At 63.5% G+C, this 14182-nt stretch carries 18 protein-coding genes; 7 read left to right on the top strand and 11 right to left on the bottom strand.

Annotated elements, in window-relative coordinates; translation table 11 throughout:
- Positions 1 to 86: 86 nt before the first annotated feature.
- The 8 genes from QTA58_RS04040 to QTA58_RS04075 all read right to left on the bottom strand — a co-directional run bounded on the left by QTA58_RS04040 (position 87) and on the right by QTA58_RS04075 (position 5156).
- The gene (locus tag QTA58_RS04040) at positions 87 to 638 is read right to left on the bottom strand and encodes a LemA family protein (protein ID WP_289671814.1); all 552 of its coding nucleotides are present in this window, start codon (positions 636 to 638) and stop codon (positions 87 to 89) included.
- Positions 639 to 737: 99 nt separating this feature from the next.
- Positions 738 to 1694 (bottom strand): glycine--tRNA ligase subunit alpha, encoded by a 957-nt coding sequence (locus QTA58_RS04045; RefSeq protein WP_289671815.1) that lies wholly within the window; start codon positions 1692 to 1694, stop codon positions 738 to 740.
- Positions 1695 to 1986: 292 nt separating this feature from the next.
- Positions 1987 to 2391, bottom strand: coding sequence for a PIN domain-containing protein (locus QTA58_RS04050; RefSeq protein ID WP_289671816.1), 405 nt, complete (start codon positions 2389 to 2391; stop codon positions 1987 to 1989).
- A complete protein-coding gene (locus QTA58_RS04055; RefSeq protein WP_085422491.1) occupies positions 2391 to 2621 on the bottom strand; it encodes an AbrB/MazE/SpoVT family DNA-binding domain-containing protein in 231 nt (76 codons plus the stop codon). Before QTA58_RS04055 ends, QTA58_RS04050 begins: the two co-directional genes overlap by 1 nt.
- A 64-nt stretch (positions 2622 to 2685) precedes the next feature.
- On the bottom strand, positions 2686 to 2877 hold the full coding sequence (locus tag QTA58_RS04060) for a hypothetical protein (RefSeq protein WP_085422490.1): 192 nt from the start codon (positions 2875 to 2877) through the stop codon (positions 2686 to 2688).
- Positions 2878 to 2905: 28 nt separating this feature from the next.
- Positions 2906 to 3772, bottom strand: coding sequence for a S49 family peptidase (locus QTA58_RS04065; RefSeq protein ID WP_289671817.1), 867 nt, complete (start codon positions 3770 to 3772; stop codon positions 2906 to 2908).
- A 114-nt stretch (positions 3773 to 3886) separates the two neighbouring features.
- On the bottom strand, positions 3887 to 4684 hold the full coding sequence (locus tag QTA58_RS04070; RefSeq protein ID WP_085423379.1) for a methyltransferase: 798 nt from the start codon (positions 4682 to 4684) through the stop codon (positions 3887 to 3889).
- 250 nt (positions 4685 to 4934) lie between these two features.
- Complete coding sequence (locus QTA58_RS04075; RefSeq protein ID WP_085422488.1) at positions 4935 to 5156, bottom strand: DUF2007 domain-containing protein; 222 nt, start codon at positions 5154 to 5156, stop codon at positions 4935 to 4937.
- A gap of 104 nt (positions 5157 to 5260) precedes the next feature.
- Here QTA58_RS04075 and QTA58_RS04080 point away from each other — a divergent pair, with 104 nt between their 5' ends.
- The 4 genes from QTA58_RS04080 to moaB all read left to right on the top strand — a co-directional run bounded on the left by QTA58_RS04080 (position 5261) and on the right by moaB (position 9749).
- The gene (locus tag QTA58_RS04080) at positions 5261 to 6277 is read left to right on the top strand and encodes a polyprenyl synthetase family protein (protein ID WP_289671818.1); all 1017 of its coding nucleotides are present in this window, start codon (positions 5261 to 5263) and stop codon (positions 6275 to 6277) included.
- 165 nt (positions 6278 to 6442) lie between these two features.
- The gene (locus QTA58_RS04085) at positions 6443 to 8275 is read left to right on the top strand and encodes a tetratricopeptide repeat protein (protein WP_289671819.1); all 1833 of its coding nucleotides are present in this window, start codon (positions 6443 to 6445) and stop codon (positions 8273 to 8275) included.
- Entirely contained in the window at positions 8275 to 9201 is a 927-nt protein-coding gene (locus QTA58_RS04090; protein WP_289671821.1) for a 4-(cytidine 5'-diphospho)-2-C-methyl-D-erythritol kinase, read from the top strand. The genes QTA58_RS04085 and QTA58_RS04090 overlap by 1 nt, the downstream gene beginning before the upstream one ends.
- Entirely contained in the window at positions 9198 to 9749 is a 552-nt protein-coding gene (gene moaB / locus QTA58_RS04095) for a molybdenum cofactor biosynthesis protein B (RefSeq protein ID WP_289671822.1), read from the top strand. The genes QTA58_RS04090 and moaB overlap by 4 nt, the downstream gene beginning before the upstream one ends.
- A gap of 15 nt (positions 9750 to 9764) precedes the next feature.
- Here the strand turns inward: moaB and QTA58_RS04100 are convergent, their stop codons facing one another.
- Positions 9765 to 10283 carry a glycosyl transferase gene (locus QTA58_RS04100; protein WP_289671823.1) on the bottom strand — a complete coding sequence of 173 codons (519 nt, stop codon included), beginning with the start codon at positions 10281 to 10283 and terminating at the stop codon, positions 9765 to 9767.
- A gap of 134 nt (positions 10284 to 10417) precedes the next feature.
- On the opposite strand from QTA58_RS04100, the gene QTA58_RS04105 reads away from it, so the two are divergent.
- The 3 genes from QTA58_RS04105 (at position 10418) to QTA58_RS04115 (ending at position 12944) form a co-directional block, all read left to right on the top strand.
- Positions 10418 to 11575 (top strand): PA0069 family radical SAM protein, encoded by a 1158-nt coding sequence (locus QTA58_RS04105; protein WP_289671824.1) that lies wholly within the window; start codon positions 10418 to 10420, stop codon positions 11573 to 11575.
- A 254-nt stretch (positions 11576 to 11829) separates the two neighbouring features.
- The gene (locus tag QTA58_RS04110; protein WP_289671825.1) at positions 11830 to 12498 is read left to right on the top strand and encodes a ribonuclease HII; all 669 of its coding nucleotides are present in this window, start codon (positions 11830 to 11832) and stop codon (positions 12496 to 12498) included.
- A 5-nt stretch (positions 12499 to 12503) separates the two neighbouring features.
- Entirely contained in the window at positions 12504 to 12944 is a 441-nt protein-coding gene (locus QTA58_RS04115) for a GNAT family N-acetyltransferase (protein ID WP_289671826.1), read from the top strand.
- A 63-nt stretch (positions 12945 to 13007) separates the two neighbouring features.
- Here the strand turns inward: QTA58_RS04115 and QTA58_RS04120 are convergent, their stop codons facing one another.
- Together QTA58_RS04120 and QTA58_RS04125 are read right to left on the bottom strand one after the other, a co-directional pair.
- Positions 13008 to 13493: a F0F1 ATP synthase subunit B gene (locus QTA58_RS04120; RefSeq protein ID WP_085422479.1), complete on the bottom strand. Its 486-nt coding sequence runs from the start codon at positions 13491 to 13493 to the stop codon at positions 13008 to 13010.
- Positions 13494 to 13498: 5 nt separating this feature from the next.
- Complete coding sequence (locus QTA58_RS04125; protein WP_289671827.1) at positions 13499 to 14149, bottom strand: F0F1 ATP synthase subunit B; 651 nt, start codon at positions 14147 to 14149, stop codon at positions 13499 to 13501.
- Between the last annotated feature and the right edge of the window lie 33 nt (positions 14150 to 14182).

The following is a 14182-nucleotide window of genomic DNA, read 5'->3' on the forward strand; positions in this document are numbered from 1 at the left end:
CGTCTCTTACGCCATTCAAAACGCCGCGACAGCACGGCCAAGCGCGCTCTTAAACCGTCGCGGCGCAAAGGTCCAATGGCGGTTTCTCAGAATTTGACGGCCGGGACCGCCCGGTCTGCCTCGTCGGTGATCTCGAAATAGTCGCGCTTGGCAAAACCGAACTGGCCAGCGACGAGATTGGAGGGGAAACTCTCGACCTTGACGTTCAGGTCGCGCGCGGCGCCGTTGTAATAGCGCCTGGCCATCTGGATTTCGCTCTCGATGGTTTCCAGGGAGGCCTGCAGCTCGGAAAAATTCTGGCTGGCCTTGAGGTCCGGGTAAGATTCCGCGAGCGCGAAGAGCTTCCCGAGCGCCTGACCGAGCAGGCCTTCGGCTTCCGCACGGCCCGCGACATCGCCGGCCGGCACGGCCTGCGCCCTGTTGCGCAGCTCGATCACTTCCTCCAGCGTGCTCTTCTCATGGGCGGCGTAGCCCTTCACCGTCTCGATGAGGTTGGGGATCAGATCGGCGCGGCGCTTCAACTGCACGTCGATGCCCGACCAGGCCTCCTCCGCCATCTGCCGGGACTTGACCAGGCCGTTATAGATGACGACGGCGTAGAGAGCGACGAGAACGACGATGCCGATCAGGATATACATGCACGAATCCCCCTCAGACGTGTAATCCGGGCGGAGACTAGGCACACTTCTTGAAAGGCGTCAAACGGCGCCAAGCCCGATGCGCAAACGGGATCGGGCTTATGCCGCCTCTTTGCCGAAGTTCAGGCCGCCGGCTTCGGTCAGCAGGAAGGCCTCGCCGCAGGCCTTCGCCAGCGTGCGGACGCGCAGGATATAGCTCTGGCGCTCCGTGACCGAGATGACGCCGCGCGCATCCAGCAGGTTGAAGACGTGGGACGCCTTTATGCACTGGTCGTAGGCCGGGAAGACGCATTTGTGCAGCATCTGGTTGGCATTGCCGCCCGGAGCTCCTGCGGCAAGCAGCGCCTGGCACTCCTTCTCCGCGTCGATGAAATGCCGGTGCAGCATGGCCGTGTCGGCGAATTCGAAGTTGTGGCGGGAATATTCCTGCTCGGCCTGCAGGAAGACGTCGCCATAGGTGATCTTTTCCTCGCCCTCGCGGCCGTTGAAGTTCAGCTCGTAGATGCTGTCGACGCCCTGCAGATAGGTGGCGAGGCGTTCCAGACCATAGGTGAGCTCGCCGGCGACAGGCGCGCATTCGATGCCGCAGACCTGCTGAAAGTAGGTGAACTGCGAGACTTCCATGCCATCGCACCAGCATTCCCAGCCGAGGCCCCAGGCGCCGAGGGTGGGGCTTTCCCAATCGTCCTCGACGAAACGCACGTCATGCAGCAGCGGATCGAGGCCGATCGCCTTCAGCGAGCCGAGATAAAGTTCCTGCAGGTTCGGCGGGTTCGGCTTCAGGATGACCTGGTACTGGTAATAGTACTGCAGGCGGTTGGGGTTCTCGCCGTAGCGGCCGTCGGAGGGGCGGCGCGACGGCTGCACATAGGCCGCCTTCCACGGCCGCGGCCCGAGCGCACGCAGCGTGGTCGCCGGATGGAAGGTGCCGGCACCGACTTCCATGTCGTAAGGCTGCAGGATCGCGCAGCCCTTGTCCGCCCAGTAGTTCTGGAGCGCGAGGATCAGCCCCTGGAAGGAGCGGGCCGGAGACATGTGGGCGGGCAGATCGGTCATCGTGGTATCTTTGGGCGATATATTGGGTTTTGAAGATGCGGACGAGTGCCACGCATCGGGGGCGCGGGTCAAGGATTTATGCGTTGCGCATATTGCGCACTGCCGGATCGTTACGCTGTGAGGCCGGCATCGACAGCCTCATGCGTGCGGACGAAGTCCCGGCCGGCCCTAACGATCCGCTGCTTGCCATGAAAGACGGAATCCGTCGGCGGATGGATACGCCGCGGGATCAATTCATTCCGTGGGACGGCGAAGCGATGGCTGCAAGGGTGAAAGCCAAGCTCGACAGGACTTAGCGGAATGGATTTATAGCTGTCAGCTTCCCGTCGATCAAAAGTCCATGTTGGAGATCTTCGGAATAATATCGGCCGCAATTCGCTTTCAACGCAGCAGCCAACATTAGAGCATCATAGAAAGCCAAGTTGTATCGTCCGACCAGCTTTAAAGCGGCTTTGGTTGCCTGCTTATCCAAAACGACGATCGCGGAAGCCACTGAAGAGAGGTCATCAATCGCCTCCTCAATACGCTCCCAGCTTAATTTCAGCTTCTTCCGCCCAACATTTGCGAATTCGTTGAGCGCCTGCACGCTGAGCACAAACGGCTCTGCCATCAGTGCTTGAGCGACCTCAGCTTTCGGGCCCTCGCTGAACGCATAGACAAGTATGTTCGTATCGAGAAAATTCGCTACCAACGGCATCAGCGGGAGTTCGCTTCGTCGCGGTCGAATTTCCAGTCGGGCGGCAGCTTCAATTTAAAGGCCTTGATCCGTTCAAGCGCCTTCTGGCGGACATCGTTCCGCTTGATTTCGAAGACGGGACCATCTGCAACGCGAATAGCGATATCGTCACCTTCCTTCAGGTCCAAGGCTTCCACGACGGACGCGGGAATACGGACTGCCAGACTATTTCCCCATTTTGCGATCAGCATTCAACACCTCCATGATATACTTTTATCATGTATATCATATCGCACAAGCCAATCAAAGGCCAACTTACTCCTCATCCCTCTTCACGCGATACTCTCCCGTCACCGGGTCCTTCTCCAGCGTGCCGATCGCGCCGGTCTGGCGCTCCTTTTCCTCCCGGCGGGAGCGGGCGGAAAGCCGTTCGGCGTCCTTGACGAACTTCTTGTAAAGCATCCAGCCGCCGCCGATCAGAACAATCAGAAATATAAGCTGCGCCATTTCCCCCTCGCGCGTATCTTCCGGCCTCTCAGAGGCCGTACCTGCTCCACAATGCCTTTTCCTCAAGGCTTGCGGCAAGTCCCGTTGCCGCTCCCGCGGCGATTTCACCGGCCTTGCCCCCTCCGAAGGCGACACCCGGAACCCGGCGGCCGAAAAGCGTGCGGGCGCTGCCGATCAATTCCAGTTTCGCATCCTTGCCGTAGCGGCGCTTGACCACCTCGCGCATTTCGCCCAGACCGTCGATCAGGCCGAGATCAAGGCCGCGCATGCCGCTCCAGAACAGGCCGGAAAAGATGGCCGCATCTTCCGCCAGCCGCTCGCCGCGGCGCATCTTCACCATGTCGATGAAGACCTTGTGGATTTCGAGCTGCAGCGACTTCAGGTATTCGATATCGCCTTCCTTTTCCGGCTGGAAGGGATCGAGGATCGCCTTGTTCTCGCCGGCCGTATAGACGCGGCGCTCGACACCGATCTTGCGAAGGAGTTCCGGAAAACCGAAGCCGCCGGACACGACGCCGATCGAGCCGACGATGGACGTCGGATCGGCAAAGATCTCGTCGCCGGCGAGCGCGATCATGTAGCCGCCGGAAGCCGCGACGTCCTCCACGAACATCAGCACCTTCTTGTCCTTCTCCTCGGCGAGCGCGCGGATGCGCTGGAAGATCAGCCGCGACTGCACCGGCGAGCCGCCGGGCGAATTGATGGAGATGGCGACGACCGGTGCCTCCTTGTTGGCGAAGGCCTTGTCCAGCATGGGTGCGACGGTGGCCAGATTGAGGGTCTGCTTGAATTGGCTGCCGCCGGCCATGATCGCGCCGTGAAGCCGGACGACGGGGATCGTCACGCCCGCTTTACGGAACCGCTTCGGCATCAGCCTCTTCCAAAACCCGGCCATTTTTCTTCCTTCTGTTGCGTTGGAACGTTCAGAAACATGTATGTGGCGGAATTTCAAACACAATGGCGGCCCCGGAGAAAGCGGCATTTTCGATGCCGTCTCCCCGGCCCGGCATCAGGTCGCCTGCGGATGCCGCCGCGGGCCGAGGCGCGGATAGGCCGCCCGGCCGTTGTTCAGATCGTCCACGAAGGGCGTGAAGGCGTGGCCGTCCGCGCCATGCACGAAGAGCGGCGCCCTCAGCGTCAGCCGGGCCCGCGATCCTTTGACGGCGGTGACGAGGATGCGCGTGGCACTCTCGTCCGGCCGCGGATGGAGCGCGGTGATCTCCAGCCCGCCGAAGCGTTTGCCGCAGGCATCGACGATTTCGGCGATCGATTGCGGCCTGGCGATCAGCGACAATTGCCCGCCGGGCTTCATGATCGCGCCGGCGGTGCGTATCCAGGCTTCGAACAGGCCCTCCGTCATCGCATGGGCCTCGGCTTTCAGCGCATCGGGCGTCCGGCGGTCGGCCGCATCGTTGAAGGGCGGGTTCATGACGACATGGTCGTGGATTTCGTCCGCCAGGCCTGCGGCGAGACGCGGCTTGCCCGTCAGCGTCACATCGGCCTCGATGACCCCGACGCGGCCGGCCAGGAAGGCGTTTTCGGGAAGTGCCAGCGTCCGGCGGGCATAATCGGCCATCAGCGATGATTTTTCCACCAGCAGGACCTTCGCCTTTTCCAGACGGGCGGCGACCGCAAGCCCCGCCGCACCGGCGCCGGCGCCGAGATCGGCAACGCTGACCGGCTTGTCGGCAGCCACCAGCGAAGCGAGCAGCATGGCATCGACGCCCGAGCGGTGCCCCCCACCCTTCGGCTGCATCACGTGAAAGTGTCCGCGGTGAAAAGCGTCGATGGTGTGCGTGGAAGTCATGCGGTTTGCCACCGTTGAATGTCGGCGGTTGCCAGATCCCATCTAAGGTTGGTGGTTGCCAGCCCCCCTCTGCCCTGCCGGGCATCTCCCCCACGGGTGGGGAGATTGGCTGGGTGCGTGCTCATCATTCCCCAATTAACGTCACGCAATTCGCGATGGTTCTTTGGGTGCGAAGGTCGTGCCGATTGCGATCTCCCCCCTTGAGGGGGAGATGCCCGGCAGGGCAGAGGGGGGTAACAGGCCCCGAACATCAAGGCCTCAGCTCCGCTCCCAGGCCGGCATCCTTCAATATCCGCCGCGCCTCGTCCGCCCTTTCCTCTTCCACCAGGAAGCGGCGCGGCAGGAGCCCGAGCGAGCCCTCCAGCACGCTCATCGACTGATCGGCGATGAGGCAATGGATGCCCGCGTCCTTCATCAGGCTTTCCGCCAGAGAGAGGGTAACCACATCGTTGGTGCGGATGATTTCCCGCATGCTTCAAAACGTCCTATCACTCCGGCGGTATGCGATTTGCCCTTGCCGCCCTAACTGCCTCTTTCTATTGTCATTCGCAAAATTTCGATAGGGAGGCCTCATCGTTGGGCGTCGTCATACCGCTTGAAGAAGGCAAAAACAAACCCGCGTCCGTTAAACCGCTGGTGGATCTCACCAAGGCCGATATGGAGCGGGTCAACCAATTGATCCTGTCCAAGGCCGGGTCCGACGTGCAGATGATTCCGGAAGTCGCCAACCATCTCATCTCGTCCGGCGGCAAGCGCCTGAGACCGATGCTGACGCTCGCATCCGCCTCGCTGTTCGGCTATCAGGGCGACGGCCATGTGAGGCTCGCGACCAGTGTCGAGTTCATGCACACCGCGACCCTGCTGCACGACGACGTGGTGGACGAAAGCGACCTTCGCCGCGGCAGGTCCACGGCGCGGATGATCTGGGGCAACCAGGCAAGCGTTCTCGTCGGCGACTTCCTGCTCGGCCAGGCCTTCAAGATGATGGTGGAGGTCGGCTCGCTCGACGCGCTCGACGTGCTCTCGACCGCGGCTTGCGTGATCGCAGAGGGCGAAGTGCTGCAGCTTTCCGTCGCCAAGAACATGGAAACGACGGAGGACGACTATCTCTCCGTCATCCGCGCCAAGACCGCGGCTCTCTTCGCAGCCGCCGCGGAAGTCGGCCCGATCATCGCCAACGCGGACAAGGCCGGACGCGCGGCACTGAAATCCTACGGCATGAATCTCGGCCTCGCCTTCCAGCTCGTGGACGACGCGCTCGACTACGGCGGCAAGGCTGCCGACCTCGGCAAGAATGTCGGGGACGATTTCCGTGAGGGCAAGATCACGCTTCCGGTCATCCTCGCCTATCGCCGCGGCACCGAAAGCGAGCGCGCCTTCTGGCGCGAGGCGATCGAGAAGGGCGAGAGCAGCGACGAGAACCTCGAAAAGGCGCTCGGTCTGATCAACAAATACGGCGCGCTCAACGATACGATCGGCCGCGCGCTGCATTACGGCACGATCGCCCGGGATGCGCTGGCGCCCTTGCCGTCCTCGCCGCTCAAGGCCGCGCTTCTGGAAGTGATCGACTTCTCGATCCAGCGCGTCAACTGAGCGGAGCGTGGAGCTAACGAAGGTGTGACCGGCGCGGCCGCCCGGCGGTGCCGGAGATTTCCTTGCGGACCTGCTCCAAAAAAGCCATTCTATCGTGAATCAATCGGTGCAGGATCGGCGACGGCATCGCATCGTCGCCTCAGGCTCTACACGAAAGGCACCTTTATGCGGCAGAAATCCAGCCTTCTTCTGCTTTCGAGCGCGGCGCTTGCGACCGTCCTTCTGGTCGGGACGGTGGCCCGAGCCGCGACGGCGGAACCGAAGCCCACGGCACAGGAAGCCGTCACCTTCAATGCCGGTGACGTGAAGTCGTTTTCCGGCGCCTTTCTGGCGGCGCGGACCGCCGACGTGGACCATGACTACCCGACCGCGATCGCGCTTTACCGCAAGGCGCTCGGTTTCGATCCGGCCAATCTGGAAATCCGCGAAAGGCTGATGATCTCGCTCCTGCTCAACGGCGATTTCGAGGAGGGCCTCGCGGAGGCCGAAGCGCTGAAGGATGACGCGGCGGTCGAGCGGATCACCAAGATCGTCCGCGGCCTCGACGCCCTGCGCGACAAGAAATTCGACACGGCGAAAAAGATCCTCGCCTATGACGGCCCCAACGACCTCGACCGGCTGACGCACCAGCTTCTCTCCGCCTGGGTGGATGTCGGCGCCGGCAAGGGCAAGCAGGCGATGGCCGGCATCAACAATCTCAAGGGGCCGGCCTGGTACAAGGTCTTCACCGATTACCATCTCGGAGCCATGGCGCTCGTTGCCGGCGATATCGGCACCGCACGGCGTCACCTCAACACGGCCGTCACCAATAACGAAGCCGTGGCGACCGCGCCCGATACCTTCATGCGCGCCGTGATGGCGCTGGCGCGCCTCGAAGCTGCCGCCGGCAACAAGCAGAAGGCGCTCGATGCGATCGCCGTCGGCGACGGCATGGTCGCAAATTACGCGCCGCTGAAGGCGTTGCGGCAGAGCATCGAAAACGGCGAGAAGCCGCAGCAGCAGGTGACGACGGCCGCCGAAGGGGCAGCCGGCGTGCTCTTTTCGATCGGCGGGGCGCTGAACCGCCAGGGCGCCGAGGACATGGTCTCGCTCTACCTGCAGATCTCGCACGCTCTCGATCCGAAGAGCGCCGATACGCTGATCATGCTCGGCGGGCTCGCCGAAAAACTCGAACAGCCGGACCGCGCCATCCAGTTCTATTCGAGCGTGCCGGCCGATTCGCCGATGCGGCGGATTTCCGAATTGCAGCTCGGCCTGACGCTTTCCGAAACCGGCAAGGTCGACGAAGCCAAGCAGCACCTGAAATCGCTGATCGATTCCGATCCGACCGATATCCGCAGCTATATCGCCTATGGCAGCGTGCTTTCCGACGCCAAGGACTACAAGGCCATGGCGGAGACCTACGACAAGGCGATCGAGGTGATCGGCCCCGTTCCGAAGCCGAGCGACTGGACGATCTTCTTCCAGCGCGGCATCGCCTATGAGCGGCTGAAGCAGTGGGAGAAGGCCGAGCCGAATTTCCGCAAGGCCCTGGAGCTCAATCCCGAGCAGCCGCAGGTTCTGAACTATCTCGGCTATTCGCTGGTCGACATGAACAAGAACCTCGAAGAGGGTCTCGACATGATCCGCCGCGCCGTCGACGCGCGGCCGGACGACGGCTATATCGTCGATTCGCTCGGCTGGGCTTATTTCCGCATGGGCCAGTTCGACGACGCCGTGACCGAGCTCGAACGCGCCGTCCAGCTGCGTGCCGGCGATGCGACGATCAACGACCATCTGGGCGACGCCTATTGGCGCGTCGGCCGCAAGCTCGAAGCCGTCTACCAGTGGAACCGTTCGCTGATTTCCGAGGGCGAGGACGTCAACCGCGAGCACATCAAGGAGAAGATCGAAAAGGGCCTGCCACCGCTCGATCCGAATGCGACGACCGCCCGCAGCCAGGCCGATCCCGTTGCTCCGCCCCCGCCGGCTCCGGTAGTCCCCGACAAGAAGTCCTGATGTTTTCCGATACGTTTCGTGAAACGAGGCCCGCCGACAAGGCGGGCCTTTTCGAATTGGCGCCCGCCAAGATCAATCTCGCGCTGCATGTGACCGGCCAGCGGGCCGACGGCTATCATTTGCTGGAAAGCATCGTGACCTTTGCCGATATGGGCGACCGGCTGGGTTTTGCGGCGGCGGGAACGGACGATTTTGCGGTCTCCGGCCGGTTCGCCGCTCTCGTGCCCGCCGATGCCGAAGGCAGGCACGGCAATCTGGTGCTGAAGGCCCGCGACCTGTTGCGCCAGGCGCTGTCGGGCAAGGGCATTGCGGCACCGCCTGTAACCATCCATCTCGAAAAGAACCTGCCGGTGGCGGCCGGGATCGGCGGCGGTTCGGCGGACGCCGCCGCCACGCTGCGCGGCCTGCTGCGCTTCTGGGATGCAGGCCTGCCGGAAGAAGAGCTTGCCGCGCTTGCCCTATCGCTCGGCGCCGACGTGCCGATGTGCCTCAAGAGCGAGGCGGTGATGGCAAAGGGCATCGGCGAGGACCTGACGGCGCTGCCCACCCTTCCCTCCTTTCCGCTCGTGCTCGGCAATCCGCTCACCGGCGTTTCGACGCCGGACATCTTCCGGAGGCTGACTCGCAAGGACAATTCTCCGATAGGCTTGCCGGCCGGGACTTTCGGCGGCGACTGGCTGGGCTTCCTGAAAACGCTCCGCAACGACCTCGAACCGCCGGCCCGCTCGCTGGTGCGCGAGATCGACCAGATTTCCGGCATGATCGGCGGCGAAGGGGCGATGTTGACGCGCATGTCCGGTTCCGGCGCCACCTGTTTCGGGATATTTCCTTCCCCGGAAGCCGCCAAAAAAGCAGCGGAAAACCTTAACGGCCAGAAGCCGGACTGGTATTTTCAGGCGGTTGAGACCGTGGGAACAGGATCATGAGCAGGATCGACGAAACCCGTCCCTTCATTCCCGTCGGCATCGCCGTGCTGACCGTCTCGGACACGCGCACGCCCGAGAACGACAAGTCCGGCGACACGCTCGTGGCACGCATCGCAGACGCCGGCCACCGGCTCAAGGCCCGCGCCATCGTGCCGGACGACAAGGAACGCATCGCAAGCCAAGTGCGGGACTGGACCCTCGATCCGGAAATCGACGTGGTGATCACCACCGGCGGCACGGGCTTTACCGGCCGCGACGTGACGCCGGAAGCGCTGGAGCCGCTCTTCGAAAAGCGGATGGACGGTTTTTCGGAAGTCTTCCACCGCATCTCCTATGACAAGATCGGCACGTCGACGATCCAGTCGCGCGCCACCGGCGGTGTCTCGAATTCCACCTTCATCTTCGTGCTGCCGGGCTCGCCCGGCGCCTGCAAGGATGCCTGGGACGGCATCTTGAAGGCGCAGCTCGACTATCGCCACATGCCCTGCAATTTCATCGAGATCATGCCGCGGCTCGACGAGCACCTGAAGCGCGGTGCCGGCCAATGAGCCTCCGGCACATGCCTACCGTGCCGCCGCAGCCACCCAGGCGGGAATCATCTCGCTGGCCAGCTTCGAAGCCTTCTGCCCCTTGGCAAGCGCTTCCAGGTCCATGCCGGATTTCGCGAGCGCGATCGCCTGCCGCTTCGGCAGCAGCAGGCCGTATTCCAGAGGCGGAACCGCACGACCAATGCGCTTGAAGAACGGCAGCCTGTAGGTCCGCGACGGGGCGAACCGGGCCGGCTGCTTGTTGAGCGCGATATATTCCATCACCTCGTCGATCCAGCCCGGCTGCAGCCGCGCGCCCGGCTGGGCCAGAAGCAGCCATTCGCCGCGGGCGCTGCGCAGGATATCCTTGATGTCCCAATGGGTGTGAAACCGGCAGCCGGCCGCATCCGCCACGCGGGAGGAACCGTCCCGCGAGCCGTGATCGAGCACGACAACATCGCTCACAAGGCCTTCCACCGCGCCGGAGACGAGTACCGATAGGGTCTGCGCCAGTTCCGATTCCTGATCGCGGCATTCCATGATGACAGTCAGCATCCCTGACATTTACCGCATCGCAACAGGGAACGCCAGAAACCCCGCCGCCGAATTTTGTTCTTGCAATGTTCTCATTTTGGGGCTAGGAATTTAATCCATCAGGAACGGGGAAGGTTCCCCGTCAGGAGCAACCCATGAACGAGCTGTCCCAATTGCGGCAGGCCGCTTTCGCGCCTGCTCATACGGCCGATATTGCCGATGCGCTGGTGAAGTCGTCCGGCCTCCGGGTCGAGGTGGACCGGCGGCGCGGACGCGGGGCGGGCCTGAACCCGACCGGCCGTTTCGAGGAGGAACGCCGCGAGGCATTCGACGACGGCTGGCAGACGATCGAGGAGCTCGAGCCGTTCAAGACCGAGGTGCAGGTGGAAAAGCCGCGCACGGCGATCACCCGCAACGAATCTCCCGATCTCTCCTTCGACCGCTCGATCAATCCCTATCGCGGCTGCGAGCACGGCTGCATCTACTGCTTCGCGAGGCCGACCCACAGCTATATGGGGCTTTCCCCGGGGCTCGATTTCGAATCGAAGCTCTTCGCCAAGCCGGACGTGCCGAAACTGCTCGAACGGGAACTCAGCAAGCCGGACTACAAGGTGCGGGCGATCGCGATCGGCACCAATACGGATCCCTACCAGCCGATCGAGCGGGAATGGCGCATCATGCGCCAGATCCTCGAAGTGCTGCAGAAGGCCAACCATCCCGTCGCGATCGTCACCAAGTCCGCGCTGATCACCCGCGATATCGACATCCTCTCCGATATGGCTTCGAAAGGGCTCGCCAAGGTCGGCATTTCCGTCACCTCGCTGGACCGGAAGCTCGCCCGTACCATGGAGCCGCGCGCCTCGACCCCTCCCAAGCGTCTCGCCGCCATCAAGGCGCTGACCGATGCCGGCATCCCGACAGCGGTCATGGTGGCGCCCGTGATCCCGGCGCTCAACGACCACGAGATCGAGCGCATCCTGGAAGCGGGGCACGCGGCCGGCGCGGCCGAGGCGAGCTATGTGCTGCTGCGCCTGCCGCTGGAGGTAAGCCCGCTCTTCCGCGACTGGTTGCTGCAAAACTATCCGAACCGCTACCGGCACGTCATGTCGCTCATCCGCTCCATGCGCGGCGGCAAGGATTACGATGCCGAGTGGGGCAAGCGGATGAAAGGCGCCGGACCCTATGCCTGGCAGATCGGCCGGCGCTTCGAGATGGCCACCAAGCGGCTCGGCATGGTGCGCCGCGGCCTGCCGCTGCGCGACGACATCTTCATCCGGCCGGATGGGGGAGGCATCCAGCTCTCGCTGCTCTGAGGCGCCGGTCCGGTATCTTCCATACCTTGTCTCGCCAATGGAGCACCGCCCTTTCCGGAATATCTTGCCGGATAAGGCACTTGATTTTTTGAACCCGAATTTCCGGTGCGCGTCCGCCCCTTTCACGCACCGGAATGTCCCCGGTTCCACCGCCGCCCCAGATCGGACGACCTGTCCCGATCACGGTGGATAGCGATGCCGCTCGCGCCCGCCGGGGGTTGCAGGAGGTCGGGCCGACGTGCGAGGTTGCCGCCATGTTGCCTCGCACGTCGCCCGATACTCCGATGCTTTTCGAAGAAGTGCCGCTCGTTCCGGATTTCAGCCTGGAACTGCTCGCACGCAGGGCCGGTCACTGGCCGGTCGCCGGTACGGACGAGGCCGGGCGCGGACCGCTCGCCGGCCCTGTGGTCGCCGCGGCGGTGATCCTCGACCCGGACAATATTCCGGACGGCCTCAACGATTCCAAGCAGCTCACCGCCCTTCAGCGGGAGACACTGTTCGAAGCGATCATGGCGACGGCGGAAGTCTCGATCGCCGCCTCCGGGCCTCGCCATATCGACGAACGCAACATCCTGCGCGCAAGCCTGGATGCCATGCGCCGCGCCGTGGCCGGTCTTGCCGTCACGCCGTCTTATGTGCTCGCCGATGGCCGCGACGTGCCGCAGGGGCTCTGCTGCCCCGGCAAGGCCGTCATCCAGGGCGACGCCCGTTCCGTCTCGATCGCCGCCGCCTCGATCATCGCCAAGGTCACCCGCGACCGGATGATGGCCCGCGCCCATGCGGTGTTCCCGGTTTACGGCTTCGCGAACCATGCGGGCTACGGCACACCGCAGCACCGCGCGGGCATCGAGGCGCACGGCCCCTGCCGCCTTCACCGGATGAGCTTCCGGCCGCTCCGCAAGGATGATCTGCCGGAGGCGTGAAGCCCATGGACATCTGGTTCCGCCCCTTTGGCGAAACGGACCTGCCGGAGTACCGGACCTGGTTCGCCGCCGATGAAGAACTCAGCCGGCGCATTTCCTATCCCGACGACATCTGGTTCGGACATGTCCGCAGGCCGGAAAATGCCTGCTGGGCGTCCGTCGATCACACGAATACGCTCATTGCCGTATTGCAGGTGGATCGGGAGGACGGGACCGGCTATCTCGACATCGCCCTCCGCCCCGAACGGCGCGGCCGCGGTCTCGGAACGGCGGTGTTGAGCGCTTTTCTTGCTGGGCCAGGGCATGGTTACGGGGTCATCGAAGGCCGCATCTCTCCCGATAACGCAGCGGCCCTTGCCCTCGTCCGCCGCTGCGGCTTTACCCTTCTTCCCGATCCTGATGACGACGGATTTGTCCGCGCGATCTACATCTTTTCGAAGACATAGCTCCGCCACAACAAAAAAGGCCGGGTTTTCGCCCGGCCTTTGGAAGTCGCTATCCGATTGAAATCAGTTCAACCGCGACTGCACCTTGCCGACGGCGTCCTTGAAGAGCGCGTCCTGAGTGGAGGCGTCGGCCTTCCTGGCGATGACGCTTTCGGCAGCGGCGATGGCGAGGTCGACGGCGGCGGCGCGGACGGCGCCGATCGCTTCCGTCTCGGCCTGCTTGATCTTCTGTTCCGAGAGCGCGTTGCGGCGGGCGACGAATTCCTCCGTCTTCTGCCGGGCTTCCTCGGTCAGAGCGGCGGCCTCGCGCTCGGCATGCGCGACGATCTGCGCCGCTTCCGCCTCGGCTTCCTTGCGCTTGCGCTGATATTCGGCAAGCAGCTGCTGCGCTTCGTCACGCAGGCGCTTGGCTTCGTCGAGTTCCTTGCGGATGTTGTCGGCGCGCTCGTCGAGCGACTTCGCGATCATGCCCGGAACCTTGAGGTAGACGATCAGGACGAAGAAGAGGACGAGGCCGACGAGGGCGAAAAAGGTTGCATCGAATGCCATCTCGATCAGGCCTCCGTCTTCGCGGCCGCGACCGCAGCCTTGATGTCGTCGCCGTTCGCCTTGGCGCCGATCAGCTGATCGACGATGGCGGAGGCGGTTTCTTCGGCTATCTGGCCGACCTGGGCAAAGGCTTTTGCCTTGATCTCGCCGATGCTGGTTTCGGCGGCGGTCAGCTTCTCGGCCAGTTCCGCCTCGATCGCGGCGCGATCGGCGGCAGCCTTGGTCTTGGCGGCCTCGCGGGCGGTTTCGGCAATGTTATGAGCCTTGGAACGGGCAGCAGCCAGTTCCTTCTCGTAGGTCTCGACAGCGGCGTCCGCTTCCGACTTCAGGCGGGCGGCCTCATCGAGGTCCTGGGCGATCCGGTCGTGGCGATGCTCGAGGATGCCGCCGACGCGCGGAACGATGACCTTCTTCATCAGGAGATAGAAGAGGCCGAAGGTGATGACGAGCCACAGGATCTGCGACGGGAAATGGGTCGCGTCGAAGGGCGGGAAGGTGCCGCCGCCGTGCTCGCCTTCATGGGCGACGCCGGTTTCGGTATGCACTTCGCCAGCCGGCGCGGCATGCGTATCGCCCGCGGGGGCGGTGCCCGGCGCTGCAGGCGTTTCAGGAGCGGCCGGCGCGGTCTGCGCATATGCCGAGGTCACGAACATCATCACCTCCAGGTGTATTCCAAATGCGAAGGATCA

The sequence above is a fragment of the Neorhizobium sp. CSC1952 genome, from assembly GCF_030378245.1.
GTDB classification, from domain to species: Bacteria; Pseudomonadota; Alphaproteobacteria; order Rhizobiales; family Rhizobiaceae; genus Neorhizobium; species Neorhizobium oryzae_A.